Consider the following 15,167-nt stretch of genomic DNA (forward strand, 5'->3'; position numbering starts at 1 on the left):
AATCATCCTTCCTGCAGGCGCCTTCACAAGATACCTGCGCATACTTTCAAAGATCCGGGGAAGTGGCCTCAGCGCCGCTCCCGTGTGCTGCGAAGTTTTCTTCGTAGCGAGCCGCCCATTATAGCCGGCTTTTCTGCTTCGTCAACACCTTTTTCAAGGCCGTCTCACCGGGGTGGACGTTGTTGCCGATGCCGCTTCGTCGTTGGACCCGAGGGCCTTTCGTCGTTGCGAGCCGCCTATTATGCCGGACTTTTCCAGTCCGTCAACACCTTCGTTCGATCATCTCGTTCGTCGGCGGTGGCGTCGCTGTTCGCGTGCCGTTTCCGAAGAAGCGATGCGCTGCAGCAAGGGAGCGAATTCTAGAGATCCTGCAGATTTCGTCAAGGCTTTTTTGCAGGGTGATGACAGAAGCGTCGTGACATCACGCATGACGTACGCTCGAAGATCACTGCGGCGTTGCCCGCGCGTTGCGCGGTCAACGCCGCAGCCGCTATCAATGCAGGGATGCACAGTGGAGAGAAAGCAATGAGCATGCAGGTGGCACGCACGTGGTGGCGCGATCTTTCGATGCCGGCGATCGTTGCCGGCTTCATTACAGTGCTGGTCGGCTTCGCCAGTTCCGCCGTGATCGTGTTCCAGACCGCGCAGGCCGTCGGTGCCGACCAGGCGCAGATCGCCTCGTGGATGTGGGCGCTTGGGCTGGGCATGGGCGTGACCTGCATTGGCCTGTCACTGCGCTATCGCGTGCCGGTAGTGACCGCGTGGTCGACCCCGGGTGCGGCCATGCTGGTGGTGGGTGCCGGCGGTGCTTCGCTCTCTGAAGCGACCGGCGCCTTCCTGCTCGCCGCAGTGCTGGGCATGCTGGCGGGCTTCTCGGGCCTGTTCGCCCGGTTGATGCAGCGGGTGCCGATGGCGCTGGCCGCGGGCATGCTGGCCGGGGTGCTGCTGCGCTTCGGCCTGGATGTGTTCGTGGCCATGAACAGCCAGCTGGTGCTGGCATTGGCGATGTTCGCCACCTGGCTGGCCGGGCGCCGCCTGTTCCCGCGCTACGCCGTCATCGCCACCCTGCTGGTCGGTATCGCGGTCGCCGCCAGCCGTGGCCTGCTGCACGCACAGCAGGTGCACCTGCAACTGGCGATACCGCAGTGGGTGACCCCGTCCTTGTCCTGGACCGCCGTGGCCGGCATCGCCCTGCCCTTGTTCGTGGTCACCATGGCCTCGCAGAACATTCCCGGCGTGGCGGTGATGCGTGCCTCCGGCTACGACGCCCCGGTGTCGCCGCTGATCGGCTGGATCGGCGTGGTCAACACCCTGCTGGCGCCATTCGGCGCGTACGCGCTGAATCTGGCGGCGATCACGGCAGCGATCTGCATGGGCCGCGATGCGCACGAGGATCCAGCACGACGCTACACCGCTGCCATGGCTGCAGGCGCCTTCTATATTGTCATCGGCCTGTTCGGCGCCACGGTGGCGGCGCTGTTTGCCGCGTTCCCGAGGGAACTGGTGGCCTGCGTGGCCGGTATCGCACTGTTCGGCACCATCGGCAACAGCCTGGCCAGTGCACTGGCGGTGGAGCGTGACCGCGAGGCGGCACTGGTCACCTTCCTGGTCACCGCCTCGGGCGTATCGCTGGCCGGGATTGGTTCGGCGTTCTGGGGCCTGGTGGCCGGCGCGCTGTGCCTGCTGGTGCTGCGGCCCCGCCAGGGCCGCTGACCCGGGCTACCCGGCCAATCCGGCACCGACGGTACTCAGCACCGCCGCGATGACGAGGGCGATCATAGTGGCGACCACGCTGGTGCCACCGCGCGCGCTCAGCTCACGGTGCAACCGCGCCTCGTCGCCCGGGCTCTCCGCTCGGGCCCGGGCAATCAGGCGCTGGCAATGTGCCAGGTACCAGGTGTTGCCGAAGGCACCGGTAGTGATGCTGAGCGCGACAGTGATGATCAGCGACAGGCCATCAGGCACATCCAGCAGCGTCTCGATCACGCTGATCAGCAGCAGCAGGCCCGCCCACATCGCTGCGAGGCGATACATCCTGCGGTACATCATCCAGACCAGGCCCAGCAGGAACGCCGGCCAGTGCCAGGTGCCGCTGCCCGTGGCGATGCCCTGATCCAACCGCCAGCGCTGGCGATAGGTTGGGAAGTTGCCTCCGACCACGGCGGCATACAACGCCATCTCGCCCTCCAGCCCGGCGGCGGGCGTGGCCGTGGCCGTGGCCGTGGCCGCCGTCGCGGGCGCGCGGTAGGGATCTGCGGGATCTGCGGGATCTGCAGCGGCGACAGGCGCGACCACCGCATGTTCAAGCGGCGCGGCGACCGGCTCGGCTGTCGCCACCGAAGGGTCCAGTTCGGCCAACGGTCGCCACGACGGCATGCCTTCGCGCCACAGCAGCGTACGCGCCGTCACCGTCCCGTCCTGCTGCAGGCGACGCAGGCCGGCAAGATCGACCGGCCCTTCGCTCTGCCTGCTGTTGGCGTACCACCACTGTGCTTCCTGCATGAAAACGTCCTGGTTGCGTTGATGCGTTACTGGTTGGCCGGCGTCCATGGTGCCGCAGACAACGTCTGTGACAACATATGCCTGCCGCCCGGCGGCAGGGTCACCACGTCGGGTCCGGCATTGGCGGCTTCCAGGCAAACATAGTCGCGCCAGCCCGCGCCGACGTCGGCCATCTTCGCCGCAGCCTCGGCACCGGGATTCCACGCGACCAGCGAACGGCTTCCGTCGGTACGGATGTCGATGCGGCGCTTGAGCACCGGATCACGCAGCACATAGTGGCCCTTGGCCTGCGTATAGATGCGATCGCTACGGCCGGGGTCGCGCGGGTCGCGCAACGACCAGGGGCCCTGCTGCCGACGCGGCTGCGCATAGTTCTCGAACTTGTCCAGATAGTCCAGGCCGTCCACGCCATCGACTTCCACCGCGCTGGCATCCCCCACGCGGAAGTAGTTGTGCAGCGCCTGGGTGATGGTGGCGGGCGTGCTGCCGGTGTTCTCGGTGATCAGCTGCTGGGTCAACTGGCGTCCCACGCGGACGGTCATGCGCAGGCGCAGGTCCAGGCTCTGCAGGACCGGCGGCGCCATGGTCAGCTCGATGCTGCCGTCATCCAGGCGACGGGCCTGCTGGAGTTCCCACGGCAAGGTGCGCACGAAGCCGTGGGCGGGCACGTCGTTGCCCTGGCCCTGTCGGCCGAAATACGGCCAGCATACGGGGCTGCCTCCCCGGATGGGCGTGGGCAATTCGGCACGTCGCGGTGACAGCCACATCACGTCTGCCTGGCCCTTGGGCACGAAGGAAAGCAGCTGGCCACCAAAGACACTGATGGCGGCGCTGGCCTCGGCGGTTTCCACCAGCCAGGCATCGAGCCCTTGGTACTGCCCGCTGCGTACGCCCTGGATCTGCTGCACGTTGGATCGACTCCGTATGGCCGGCGACTGCACGGCACTGTAGTTGCTGGGAAGCGTGAAACGGGTGGGCACCGGCGCAGTAGCCGGCGTGTTCTGCAGTGCGCGCAGGATACGCTGTCCGGCGCGGCCATCGGTATTGACCCAGCCCAGGCGCTGCTGCTCGGCCTGGATCGCACGACGCGTGGCGACACCGATCATGCCGTCGGCAGCGCCGATGTCGTGGCCACGGGCCAGCAGCAGGGTCTGCAGCTGGCGGCGCTCATCGCGGCCGATGCCGGGATCATCGGTCGGCCACGCCGTGGCCAGGCCTTTGCTGCCCCGCAGCTGGTCGGCCAGCGTAGCGATCGCCAGCGCATAGCTTTCGGCAGCGTTGTAGCTGTAGATCGCGTCGTAGTTGCGGAACACCAGCAACGCCGGGCCCTTGCTGCCGGCCGGCAGCAGCAGGGCGGCGCGTGCATCGGCGGGCAGGTTGGCCGGAGCCAGTGCACTGCCATCCATCGCGGTCACGCCCTGCGCCCGCCAGTCGGCCAGCGCCCGGCGCTGGGTGCGGCCGGCCTGGCTGGCATTGAAGCCGGCCGGAACACGCACTTCCATGCCCCACGGCTCACCACTGCGCCAACCGGCGCGCTTGAGGTAGTTGGCCGTCGACGCCAGCGCATCGGGAATGCTGCCGACCAGATCGCGGCGGCCATCACCGTCGCCATCGACGGCGATGCGCGCGTAGGTGCTGGGCATGAACTGGGTGTGGCCGAAGGCACCTGCCCAGGAACCGGTCAGCCCCTGCGCCTGCAGGTCACCGCGGTTGATCAGCGTGAGCAGGGCCAGCAGTTCGCCACGGAAGAACGCCTGGCGGCGACCGGCGCAGGACAGCGTGGCCAGCGACTGCAGCAGCGGGCGCTTGCCGAACACGCGACCGTAGTCGCTCTCCACGCCCCAGACCGCGACGATGGTGGCCGGATCGACGCCGTACTGCGCCGACACGCGTTCCAGCAGGTCGCGATGCTGCTGCAACTGGGCGCGACCGTCGTCGACCCGCTGGCGATCGACCAGCGCGGCCAGGTAGTCCCAGATCGGTGTGGTGAATTCCGGCTGTGCGTCGAGCAGGCCGAGCACGCTGGGGTCGGGCGTGAGGCCTGCCGTGATCTCGGCGAAGCGGTCGGCACTGATGCCTTGGCTGGCGGCCGTGGCCTGCAGGCCGGCCAGGCAGCGGCCGAACGCCGGGTCGACGGTGATGGTCGCTGGCGCCGACACCTGCGGCGCCGTTGCGAGAGCGGCCGCCAGGCCGAGCGTGGTCAGAATGGGCATGGCGTCCTCCGTGTTGCCGTTGCAGGACCATCTTAGGCGGAGCCCTGCCGCCGAACCTGAAGCGAGGCCGGCTGATGGCGGACCAGGCGACTAGATGGCGCGCAGCAGGCGCAGACCGTAGGCGGGGCTGTCGGCATTCCAACGCTGCACGACCTGCAGGCCGGCCTGCTGCAGCAGCCATTCGAAGCTGTCGTCGGTGTACTTGTGGCTGTACTCCACCCGGATCGGCTCACCGGCCTCGAAGTGGAAAGTGCGGCCGTCAAGGTGCACGTCCTGCTCGTGCTGGCTGACCAGGTCGGTCTCGATGCGCAGCCGCGCGGTGCTGTAACGGGCGCGATGGCGGAACCCGTCGAGGTCGAAGTCGCTGCCGATCTCTCGGTTGAGCCGGGCCAGCAGGTTGAGGGTGAAGGCCGCGGTGACGCCCTGTGCATCGTTGTAGGCCGCTTCGATCAGCGCCGGGTCCTTGTGCAGGTCGATGCCGACCAGGGCCAGGCCATCGCGGTCCATGGTCTGGCGCATCGCGCGCAGCAACGCCACCGCGTCGTCACCGGTGAAGTTGCCCAGCGTGGAGCCGGGGAAGAACAGCAGCCGGCGCGCCGGTTCCCGCTCGGGCGTGGGCAGGGCGACGGGACGGGTGAAGTCGGCACACACCGGCAGCATTTCCACGTCGGGCAGCGCCGGTGCAAGGTGGTCGATGCTGGACAGCAGTGCGGCGCGCGAGATCTCGATCGGGGTGTAGGCCACCGGGTCCTGCAGCGCGGCCAGCAGCAGCGCGGTCTTGCGGCCACTGCCGCTGCCCAGTTCAACCACGTGCACGTGCGGGCCCACCACCCGCGCGATGTCGGGCAGCACCCTGGCCAGCAGCGCCAGCTCGGTACGCGTGGGGTAGTACTCGCGGGTCTGGGTGATCTGTTCGAACAGGCGCGAGCCGCGCGCATCGTAGAATTACTTGGAGGGCAGCTGGCGCTCGGCGCGCGACAAGCCGTCCACGGCGTCGGCGAGGATCTGCTGGCGACCGGGCGTGAGGTCGGTCAACGCCCGCAACGCGTCATGCACGGTGCTCATGTCAGGTACCGGGCCAGGCGCAGGCCGGAGAACTGCCAGCGCGCCGGCGGCATGAAGAAGTTACGGTAGCTGGCGCGCACATGCCCGCGTGGGGTGGCACAGCTGCCGCCGCGCAGCACCCACTGGCCGCACATGAACTTGCCGTTGTACTCGCCGAGATTGCCGGCAAACGGGCGGAAGCCCGGATACGCGCCGTAGGCACTGTGGGTCCACTCCCAGACGTCGCCGAACAGCTGGCGCAGACCGTGACCCTGCGCTGCCTGCGGGTGCAGGTGATCGTCATCGGCGAAATGGCCGCTCACCGGGCGTAATGCAGCGGCGGCTTCCCATTCGAACTCACTGGGCAGGCGCGCACCAGCCCAGCGGGCACAGGCATCAGCCTCGTAGTAGCTGAGATGGCAGACAGGTGCATGCGGGTCCAGTTCGCGCCAGCCGCCCAGGGTGTATTCGCGCTGCAGGGCGTCGTCCCAGTACAGCGGGTGCTGCCAGTCTTCGCTTTCGCGCAGTGCCCAGCCCTCGCTGAGCCACCAGCGCGGCTCGCGGTAACCGCCGGCCTCGATGAAGGCCAGGTACTCGGCATTACTGAGCGGGCGCTCGGCCAGGGCATGGGCGGGCAGCAGCACGCGGTGCTGCGGCGACTCGTTGTCATAGGCGAAGGCGGCGTGGCGGGGCCAGGCGGCGGCGCCGACGGTGACGATGCGTTCGGGCGATTCGACCCAGCCCTGTGCGCTGGCGATGCCGGTGGCAGGCCGCAGATCCTCACGGTACGGCGGCTGCAGCGGGTTGCACCAGAAGGCATGCTTGATGTCGGTCAGCAGCAGTTCCTGATGCTGCTGCTCGTGCTGCAGGCCCAGCTGCAGATGCTGCAGTGCTTGCGGGTCGAGATCGCCGTTGGCCAGCCGTGCCTGCACCTGCGCATCGACCTGCTGGCGATAGTCGTACACCTGCTGCAGCGAGGGGCGCGACAACAGGCCTCGCTGCGGCCGTGCGTGTGCCGGACCGATGCTCTTGTAATAGCTGTTGAACAGGTAGTCCCATGCCGGGTCATGCGCAGCTGCAGCCGGGAAGCCGGCCAGCACGAAGCGCTCGAAGAACCAGGTGGTGTGCGCCAGGTGCCATTTGCTGGGGCTGGCATCGGCCATGCTCTGCAGCATCGCGTCTTCAGCGCTGAGAGGGGCCGCCAGCTGCACGCTACGGTCGCGCACGTGGGCAAACCGGCGGGCGAGATCACGCTGCGGGGCAGCGACGGCGGTGGCTACGCTGTCCATGCCGTCAGCATCGGCGGCGGCGGGTGAGTGCGATGTCATGGTTCGACGTCAACGCGTTCACAAGCGTGACCGCGCCGCATTCAAGAAGCCGGCGCGAACGCCGCTAACGGCAGTGCTGCGGCCGCGTCGTCCCGCGCTGGAATTCCTGCTTGCCCCTGCATCCGCTCCGCCAGCCTGCGCATTACCTGTTCGTGCTGCCCGCCGTGCTGGTCGCACTGCTGCTGTGGACGGCACTGGGCATCGAAGACGTTGCCAGCCCGGCCCAGCGCATCCTGCCGTGGCTGCTGGCCAGCCTTGGCGCCGGGCTGGCCCTGCTCTACCACCAGGTGCGTGCGCTGTGCCTGTTGCTGCTGGTAGCGGTGGTGTTCGCGCTGCTGCACCAGGACGTGGGTGGCTACCTGCGCAGTGGCCATGTCACCGCCCTGACCCCGCTGCGCTTCCATGCCATTTCGGCCTGGTTGCCGCTGTTGTTCGCCGGACTGGCGTTGTGGCCGGAGCGTGGACGCCGACGCCAGGACCTGTTGCTGCGCGGCGTGGTCTGCGGCCTGGCGCTTGCCGTCTTCCTGCTGCTGGCAGCACAGCAGCCGAGCGGCATGCACGACCTGCTGTCGAACCGACACCTGCGCTGGATTCCAGCCGAATGGAACGCGCTGGCGCAGGTGCCGGCCCTGCTGTTCCTGCTGGCCACCGCTGCGTTGGGCTGGCAGGCGTGGCGGCATCCGCGGCCATTGCACACCGCGATGCTGCTGGCCCTGCTCTGCCTGTGGTGGATGCTGCCGCGGATTTTCCTGCAACCGGTGCTGTTGCCGGCACTGAGCAGTGCTGCCCTGCTGCTGATGCTGGGTGCGATGCTGCAGGAGTCCTTCCACATGGCCTTCCGCGATGAACTGACCGGCCTGCCGGGGCGCCGCGCGTTCAACGAGACCGTGCAGCGGGCACGCGGCACCTACAGCATCGCAATGGTGGATGTGGACCACTTCAAATCGTTCAACGACACCCATGGCCACGACACCGGCGACGATGTACTTCGCCTGGTGGCCTCGCGGCTGTCGCGGGTAGGCGACGGTGGTCGCGCGTTCCGCTATGGCGGCGAGGAGTTCGCCGTGGTGTTCCTGGACCGCCCGGCGGCGGCCTGTGTCGATGCCGTGGAAGCACTGCGGCAGAGCATCGAGGCCACCCGCATGCAGCTGCGCGACCGCAGTACCCGCAGCCGCGATGACGACACCGGCCGCCAGCAGCGCGGCCGCGGCGGCAGCGGCCAGGTGGTGCAGGTGACGGTGAGCATCGGTCTGGCCGACAGCCGCGAGAACCCGCGGCCGGCGGCGGTGATCAAGGCGGCCGACCAGGCGCTGTACCTGGCCAAGGACGGCGGCCGCAACCAGGTGCACGCGCACGCCGGCCAGCGCGTGCTGGCCGTGCGCGGCGGCTGAGGCTCAGACCGCGTCGAGGTAGTACCAGCGGCCGTCGATGCGCAGGAAGCGGCTATGTTCGGTCATTTTCACCGCACTGCCGCCGCCGATGCGGTAGCGCGCGGTGAAGCGCACGTCCGCGCTGTCCTCGCCGGTGGGCGTGTGCTCGTGCACGGTCAGGCCCAGCCAATGCGTGCGCTGGCCGGGTGCTTCGTCCAGAGACAGCTCGGCGGGACGGGTGTCCGGGTGCCAGGTCTGGCGCAGGTAATCGGCAAGGCCACGCACATACGCGCTGTAGCGCGAACGCATCAGGCGCTCGGCATCCGGTGCGGCCTCGCCGGCATGGAAGCGCCCACAGCAGGCGGCATAGTCGGCGGCCAGGCCGCAGGGACAGGGATCGGCGGGTTGTCGGCTCATGCCGGCATTGTCGCCGGGTTGCACGGATTGATCCACGCGTGGCACAGGCCAGTTGCAGCAGGACAGGCGTATGCTGTCGCGCCCTCACCTTGAATGATCGCCGTGCTGGAACTGGTTCCCCCTGAGTTGTGGTGGCTGGTGGTGATCGCCTTCATCGCCGGCCTGGTGGATGCCGCCGTCGGTGGCGGTGGCCTGGTGCAGCTGCCCGGCCTGTTCACGGTGCTGCCGCAGCAGACGCCGGCAATGCTGTTCGGTACCAACAAGTTCAGTTCGATGTTCGGCACCGGCGCGGCGGCCTGGCGCTATGCGCGCAATGTGCGCTTCCCGTGGAAGCCGGTGCTGTTCGCGGCCGGCACCGCCTTCATCTTCTCGTTCGCCGGGGCCACGGCGGTGAGCCTGCTGCCCAAGGATGCGGTGCGCCCGCTGGTGCTGGTGCTGCTGATCGCGATGCTGGCCTACACGCTGTGGAAGAAGGACTTCGGTGCGCTGCACCGGCCGCAGGAAATCGGCCGCCGCGAGCTGGTGATCGCGCTGGCGATCGGTGCGGCGATCGGTTTCTACGATGGCTTCTTCGGGCCGGGCACCGGCAGTTTCCTGATCTTCCTGTTCGTGCGCTTCTTCGGGCTGGATTTCCTGCGTGCATCGGCCGCATCGAAGGTGGTGAACCTGGCGACCAATGTGGCGGCGATCTCGTTCTTCGTGCCGACCGGCAACATCCTGTGGCTGTTCGCGCTGCCGATGGCGGCGGCCAACATCATCGGCTCGGTGGTCGGCACGCGGCTGGCGCTGAAGGGCGGCACGCCGTTCATCCGCAAGCTGTTCGTGGGGCTGGTGGTGGTGCTGATCGCACGGATGGCGTGGGATACGTTCCGCGGTGCGTGAATGAGCGTCATGCCACGGTAGGTGCCAACCTTGGTTGGCACGTTGTTTCCGGTCGCGAAGAGCAGCCGAGCATGGCTCGGCTCTACGGGTCGCTGGACCGAGGCGGTCAGGCCTCGGCTTCTTCCGGTTCGTTGGCCTGCTGGCGGCTGCGCTCGGGCAGCTTCAGGCGCTTGCCTTCTTCGTCGTACTCGATGAGCAGCACGCCGGAGTCGTGGCGGCCGCTGATCTCGACGAAGCAGGCGCCACCGATGAACGGTTCCAGCGTCATCACCGATTTCAGCGGGGTGGCGACCACCATCTGGAAGCCGAAGTTGTCGAAGATGTTCATCGCCAGCGCGGTGAACTCGTTGTCGGCCTTGTCGAAGGCCTCGTCGAGCACCACCGCGGCATAGCTGGGCAACTGGCTGTCGGCACCGCCGAGCTGGTAGCGCAGGGCTGCCGCCAGGCAGGTGGTGGCCAGCTTCTGGCGCTGGCCACCGGACTTGCCGGCGCCGCTGCGGTAGATCTCGACCTGCTGGCGCGTTTCCGCATCCAGCTCGACGCCGATGAACTCCACGTGCATGCGCACGTCCAGCACCAGCTCGCGCCAACGCTTGTCCTCGCCTTCCTGCGAGCCCAGGCGGTTGACCAGCTGGCGCAGCACGGTGAACTGCGATTCGGCCAGCTCGCGCTGCTCGGTCTGCTGTTGCGACAGCACCTCGCGCAGCTGCAGATGGAACTCGCCGACTTCCGGCAGGCGGCGGTCGCTCAGCTCGATGGTCAGCAGCGTTCCGCGGTTGAACGGCACCTGTTCCAGGCTGGCGTTCACTTCGTCCAGGCGCTGGCCGATCGACTTGCGGGCCTCTGCACTGTGGCGCTGCAGGGCCAGCAGGTTGTTCTTGCTCTGGTTCTGCAGCAGGTCGAAGAAGCGTTCTTCGTGCTGCGGCAGGCCATCACGCTCCAGGCGTTCGAGGCGGGCGAGGAAGTCCTCGGCCGAAGCCACCGAGACGGTGAAGTCACCCGATTCTTCCGGCCACTGCTGGATGAAGCGGCGGAAGCAGCCGATCAGCTGGTTCTCGATGCGGTTGAGGTCCTGCTGCGAGGACGACAGCTGCTCGTTCAGCGCGTTGCTGACCTGGCGCATGTGCGCTTCCAGCGTTTCCAGGCTGAGCGGGCCCTGCTCCTGCAGGCGCTCGGAAAGACCCGCTTCCTGCTCCTGGGCCAGGCTCGGCAGCACCAGTGCACGGCTCTGCTGGCGCGCGCGGTCGAGGCGATCACGCTCCTTGACCAGCTGGCCACGCTCGACGCGGACGTCTTCATAGGTACGACGCGACTGCTCGATGTCGGCGCGCACGGCGTCGATCTGCGTGGCCAGCTTGGCGAGGTCGGCATTGCCTTCGCGCAGGTCGCGAAGGGTGGCCTCGATATCGCTCAGGCGCTGCTGCGGGGCGGCGATGTCGATCTCGTTCCAGCTGATGCTGACCAGTTCGTGGCAGGCCAGGCGACGCTCATTGTCGCGGTCACGCTGGCCGCGCAGGCGCGCGATGTCGGTCTCGCAGCCGGCGATGCGCTTGGCCAGTTCCTGGGCTTCGCGCTCGAAGGCGCCCACCTTGTCGTGGTTGTTGAAGCCGAGGATCCAGCGGCGGCGGTCGCCTACCGCGCTGCGGTCGTCCTTCTCGAAGCGGTCGCCCGGATGCTTGACCTGGCCTTCGCGGGTGATGCCGCGGTCGACGTTGCGCAGCTGCTTGGCATCCACGCACTCGTAGTCGAAGCGCTTGCCGAGCTCGCGGCGCAGCCAGCTTTCGAACACGTGCTCGCGCAGTTCCAGCTTGTGCAGCAGCGACTTCGCCGACGGTTCGCGCGCGAACGCATCATCGTTGCGGCGCACGCGGTAGTAGGTGAAGCGCATGCCCAGGTGGGTACGGTTCACCCACTCGGCGACGTCGTTGTAGTGCTTGTCATCGACCAGCAGCGACAGCGCGAAACCGCCCAGCACGCGCTCGATGGCGCCCTGCCAGCCCTGCTCTTCCGAGCGGACCTGGATCAACTCGCCGACGAACGGCAGCGCCGCTTCGGCAATGCCGGTTTCCTCGGCCAGGCGCGCGCGCAGCTTCTGCATCGGCGCCGGGATGTTGGACGGCGTGCGCTGCATCGCCTCCAGCTCGCTGCGCACTTCGCCGAAGCGGCGCTCGTCATCGCGCTTGCCACCGAGGCGATCGCTGATCGCATCGTCCAGTGCCGCCGAGGCGCGCTGGCGGTCCTGCAGTTCGTTCTGCGCACGCTCGACCAGTTCGGCAAAGCCGTGCGCATCGTCGGGCAGTTCGGCCTGCAGCTGCTGTGCCGCTTCCTGGGCCTGGTCACGCTTGGCCTGGCGGCGGTCGCGCTCGGCCTCGGCACGGCCCTGCTCGCGTTCCAGTTCCTCGATGCGCTCACCGCCCTGCTGGCGGCGCTGCAGTTCCAGTTCGGCCAGGCGCTCGGTGTGGTTGTCCAGCGCGGCGCGGCGCTGGGCTTCCTCGCCTAGCAGGCCACGGTCACGCACGTCCATCTCGCGCAGGCGCGCTTCGATCAGCGCCTGGCGGCGGCTTTCGCGGAAGCTGTCGACGCCGAGCTTAAGCGCTTCGTCGTCGCCGCGCTGGCGGTGCATTTCCTTCAGATCGTTGTAGTACGCGCGTGCCGGCAGCAGGGTTTCCACCTGGCGGCGCGCGGTGACCACCGCCTGGTGCGCGCCATCGAGCTCGGCGAAGTCGCTGACCAGGCGCTCGGCCGCGTCGAAGGTCTTCGGCGTGTCGAGCATGAAATCGCGCAGGAAGACGTTGAGGTCGCCCAGGTTCTTCGCCGACTGCGTCTTGTGCAGCAGGCGCAGCGCCATCTCGTTGTCGATGCCGAGCAGGTCGCGGAAGCGCTCGGCGTAGCCGGAGAAGGTGTCGAAGTGGTGCAGGTCGGACAGCTTCTGCTTGAGCTTGCGCAGGTCCAGGTCGAACCCACCGAGATCCTTGGCGATGTCGAACGGGCGCTCGGCGATCATGTAGTGCTTGCGCACGTCGCCGGCCGAGGTGCCGTTGCCGGAGATCCACAGCAGGCGCACCAGGCTGACCACGCGGCCATCACCGGCGCGGTACTCCAGCACCAGCGCGGTCCAGGTCGCGCCCTTGCGCAGGTACTGGGTGGCGATTTCGCCGGTGCCGCTGTCCTGCTGGTCGGCCCACGCGCCACGCACGTAGGACACCAGGTTGCGGTCGCGGCCACTGCGCTCGGCTTCACGCGCGGCGGCGTTGAAGTCGACGATGGCCGGCGGCGTCAGCAGCGCGGACATGGCATCGAGCAGGGTCGACTTGCCCGAGCCGGAACGGCCGACGAACAGGAAGCCCCGCTCGGCGATCGGTACTTCGGTCAAACCGTTGAAGGTGCCCCAGTTGTGCACCTGCAGGCGGCGCATGCGGAACTGCTGCAGGCGCGGGTCCGGCAGGCCTTCGTTGAACAGGGCGGGAGTGTGCTTGGAGATAGCCATGCGATGGTCGGGTCTCTCAGGCCTCGGCGGCCGGGGTTTCGCGCAGCTGGCGGTAGACCGCCGAAAGCTGGGACACGTCTTCGGCGGAGAACAGCAGTTTCAACGCCGGCGAGACTTCGTGGCGGTCTTCCTGGCCGCTGAGGCGGGTCAGGATGTGGTTGTCCTTCATCTTCTGCACCGCCGAGGCGACGCGGCGATTGAAGCCGGCGCGATCGGTGGACAGGTTCTTCTCGTAGATGGCCAGCGCTTCGGCCATCTCGGCGTCGGCGACCACCGCGCGGTTGCCGCGCGCATCGGCCTCGGCCAGCTGCTGGCGCAGGAACAGCAGCAGCACCGAGTCGATGAAGGTCAGCGGCGAGGTGCGCAGCAGCACAGGCGCATCCACGTCTTCGGTATCGGCCTGGCGGGTGAAGGCCACGCCGCTGTCGCGGTCGAGCACCAGTTCCAGGAACAGGTCGGCCAGCGCGGAACGGATGGCGGCTTCGCTGCGGATCAGCGCCGGCCACAGCTTGGCGTGGCGCAGCTGGTCGATGCTGGGGCCGATCAGCAGCTGGCACAGCGCGCGACGCGCATCCAGCGGCAGGCGCCCGGTATCGCCCAGGTAGTACACGTCGTTGCCACGGCGGGGCTGCGCCACGGCCGCCACCGGCTCGGCTTCGTAGGCGTCTTCCACCACGTCCGCCTGCGGTGCGTCGATGGGATCTTCATGCCAGCTCATGGCGTCTCTCCTGGGTGAACCAAACCAGCGGGATGCGGGCGCGACGGATCTGGCCGTCGCCACCACGCCATTGCGCGAGCTCCTGCTCGCCGGCGACCACGTTGCCGAAGCGCGTGCCCAGCGACAGGTAGCCAATGACACTGCCCAGGCCCTGCGGCGCTTCGCGCTGCGACAAAGCCTGGGCGATGCTGAGCCGCGGCTGTGCATCGAGCAGGTCGTGCAGGTCACGACGCAGGGTACGGAAGTCGATCTCGGACGATGCCACCAGATCACCCACGCTCTCCAGGCTGATCGCAGCGGCGTCGTTGTACTCGACATTGCCATCGACCTGGGCACTGCGCGGATCATGCAGCTTCCACTGCGACCACGAGCGCAGGCGGCTGGTGGTCAGCTGCAGGTCGCGGCCGATGCCGCGCTGTGCGGGAAACTCATCGCGCAGTGCCAGCGCTTCGGACTGCGCCTGCTTCAACAATTGATTGAGGCGGCGCTGTTCGAGGTAGCCACGGCTCTGCACGAAACCGCGCAGGCTGCGCGCGAAGTTCTGCAGTACGTCGTGCACTTGGCCGCCACGCTCGAGCATGGTGCTGGTGAAACCACGCAGGAAATTGCGTTCGTTGCGGTCCAGGCGTCGCGCAAAGCCGCGTGCCAGCACGGCTTCCAGCGCGGCATCGAGCTGGGCGCTCTGTTCGGCGTCGTTGAGCAGGCGCCAGAAGGCCTGGAAACTGCGCCCGGCATCGCTCTCGCCGATCACGTCCACGCCCTCGAACAGCTGCGACAGCACATCGCCGCGCTCGCCCTCGTCATCGATGATGCGTTCGCGGAAATCGCGGTTGAGCTGCTCGAAGTCGTCGCGCACGCGGCGGAAGTCTTCGGTCAGTTCGTCGGCCAGGCCGATGATCTGGCGCGCGCGTTCCAGCGCGCGCTTGCCGTCCAGCGCGATCACGCGGCCAGCACCGACGCGGGCGATCTCGGCGTCGATGCGATCACGCTCGTCGCGCAACGCCGACAGGCGCGCGTCCGGATCGGATTCGGTCTGCGCCGCCAGCTGCGAGAGCTGTTCGATGACCAGCGCCAGGCGGCTTTCGGTGGCCGCCACGCGGGCCTGCTCGAGGCCATCGGCGAAGCGGATCGCCTGCAGCGCCGCGGTCGACAGTTCGTACTGTTCCTGGTCGGCACCCTCGGGCAGGCGGCGTTCCAGCCAGCCCT

10 protein-coding genes and 1 pseudogene are annotated in these 15,167 nt (G+C 68.0%); 3 read left to right on the forward strand and 8 right to left on the reverse strand.

Features of this window, described 5'->3' with window-relative positions; translation table 11 throughout:
* Positions 1 to 525 precede the first annotated feature (525 nt).
* Positions 526 to 1,713, forward strand: a complete 1,188-nt coding sequence (locus O0J73_RS17280) for a benzoate/H(+) symporter BenE family transporter (protein ID WP_308309233.1) — start codon at positions 526 to 528, stop codon at positions 1,711 to 1,713.
* 6 nt (positions 1,714 to 1,719) lie between these two features.
* On the opposite strand, the gene O0J73_RS17285 is transcribed toward O0J73_RS17280, so the two are convergent.
* The 4 genes and pseudogenes from O0J73_RS17285 to egtB form a co-directional block, all read right to left on the reverse strand.
* Complete coding sequence (locus O0J73_RS17285) at positions 1,720 to 2,502, reverse strand: DUF2628 domain-containing protein (protein WP_197563708.1); 783 nt, start codon at positions 2,500 to 2,502, stop codon at positions 1,720 to 1,722.
* A gap of 26 nt (positions 2,503 to 2,528) precedes the next feature.
* Complete coding sequence (locus O0J73_RS17290; protein WP_308309234.1) at positions 2,529 to 4,715, reverse strand: lytic murein transglycosylase; 2,187 nt, start codon at positions 4,713 to 4,715, stop codon at positions 2,529 to 2,531.
* A gap of 90 nt (positions 4,716 to 4,805) precedes the next feature.
* Positions 4,806 to 5,780: pseudogene (egtD, locus tag O0J73_RS17295) on the reverse strand (L-histidine N(alpha)-methyltransferase).
* Complete coding sequence (gene egtB / locus O0J73_RS17300; protein WP_308309236.1) at positions 5,777 to 7,048, reverse strand: ergothioneine biosynthesis protein EgtB; 1,272 nt, start codon at positions 7,046 to 7,048, stop codon at positions 5,777 to 5,779. The pseudogene egtD and the gene egtB overlap by 4 nt, the downstream one beginning before the upstream one ends.
* 149 nt (positions 7,049 to 7,197) lie before the next feature.
* On the opposite strand from egtB, the gene O0J73_RS17305 reads away from it, so the two are divergent.
* Complete coding sequence (locus O0J73_RS17305) at positions 7,198 to 8,478, forward strand: GGDEF domain-containing protein (protein WP_197563709.1); 1,281 nt, start codon at positions 7,198 to 7,200, stop codon at positions 8,476 to 8,478.
* A 3-nt stretch (positions 8,479 to 8,481) separates the two neighbouring features.
* Here the strand turns inward: O0J73_RS17305 and O0J73_RS17310 are convergent, their stop codons facing one another.
* Positions 8,482 to 8,874, reverse strand: a complete 393-nt coding sequence (locus O0J73_RS17310; protein WP_197563710.1) for a YchJ family metal-binding protein — start codon at positions 8,872 to 8,874, stop codon at positions 8,482 to 8,484.
* 93 nt (positions 8,875 to 8,967) lie between these two features.
* On the opposite strand from O0J73_RS17310, the gene O0J73_RS17315 reads away from it, so the two are divergent.
* Complete coding sequence (locus O0J73_RS17315; RefSeq protein ID WP_006477938.1) at positions 8,968 to 9,756, forward strand: TSUP family transporter; 789 nt, start codon at positions 8,968 to 8,970, stop codon at positions 9,754 to 9,756.
* 106 nt (positions 9,757 to 9,862) lie between these two features.
* Here the strand turns inward: O0J73_RS17315 and O0J73_RS17320 are convergent, their stop codons facing one another.
* From O0J73_RS17320 to O0J73_RS17330, 3 genes are all read right to left on the reverse strand, one after another.
* Positions 9,863 to 13,243 (reverse strand): SbcC/MukB-like Walker B domain-containing protein, encoded by a 3,381-nt coding sequence (locus O0J73_RS17320; protein ID WP_006478003.1) that lies wholly within the window; start codon positions 13,241 to 13,243, stop codon positions 9,863 to 9,865.
* A 16-nt stretch (positions 13,244 to 13,259) separates the two neighbouring features.
* Complete coding sequence (locus O0J73_RS17325) at positions 13,260 to 13,961, reverse strand: DUF4194 domain-containing protein (RefSeq protein ID WP_197563711.1); 702 nt, start codon at positions 13,959 to 13,961, stop codon at positions 13,260 to 13,262.
* Positions 13,948 to 15,167: DUF3375 domain-containing protein (locus O0J73_RS17330; RefSeq protein WP_308309235.1), on the reverse strand; the 1,220-nt coding region annotated here is incomplete at its 5' end. The genes O0J73_RS17325 and O0J73_RS17330, both read right to left, overlap by 14 nt.

This window comes from Stenotrophomonas sp. Sm6012, assembly GCF_030985895.1.
In the GTDB taxonomy this organism is placed as follows: Bacteria; Pseudomonadota; Gammaproteobacteria; order Xanthomonadales; family Xanthomonadaceae; genus Stenotrophomonas; species Stenotrophomonas forensis.

Coding starts and splice junctions, on each gene's coding strand:
- O0J73_RS17325 (WP_197563711.1), bottom strand. CDS start 13,961: ATGAGCTGGCATGAAGATCCCATCGACGCACCGCAGGCGGACGTGGTG.
- O0J73_RS17290 (WP_308309234.1), bottom strand. CDS start 4,715: ATGCCCATTCTGACCACGCTCGGCCTGGCGGCCGCTCTCGCAACGGCG.
- O0J73_RS17310 (WP_197563710.1), bottom strand. CDS start 8,874: ATGAGCCGACAACCCGCCGATCCCTGTCCCTGCGGCCTGGCCGCCGAC.
- O0J73_RS17315 (WP_006477938.1), top strand. CDS start 8,968: ATGATCGCCGTGCTGGAACTGGTTCCCCCTGAGTTGTGGTGGCTGGTG.
- O0J73_RS17320 (WP_006478003.1), bottom strand. CDS start 13,243: ATGGCTATCTCCAAGCACACTCCCGCCCTGTTCAACGAAGGCCTGCCG.
- O0J73_RS17280 (WP_308309233.1), top strand. CDS start 526: ATGAGCATGCAGGTGGCACGCACGTGGTGGCGCGATCTTTCGATGCCG.
- egtB (WP_308309236.1), bottom strand. CDS start 7,048: ATGGACAGCGTAGCCACCGCCGTCGCTGCCCCGCAGCGTGATCTCGCC.
- O0J73_RS17285 (WP_197563708.1), bottom strand. CDS start 2,502: ATGCAGGAAGCACAGTGGTGGTACGCCAACAGCAGGCAGAGCGAAGGG.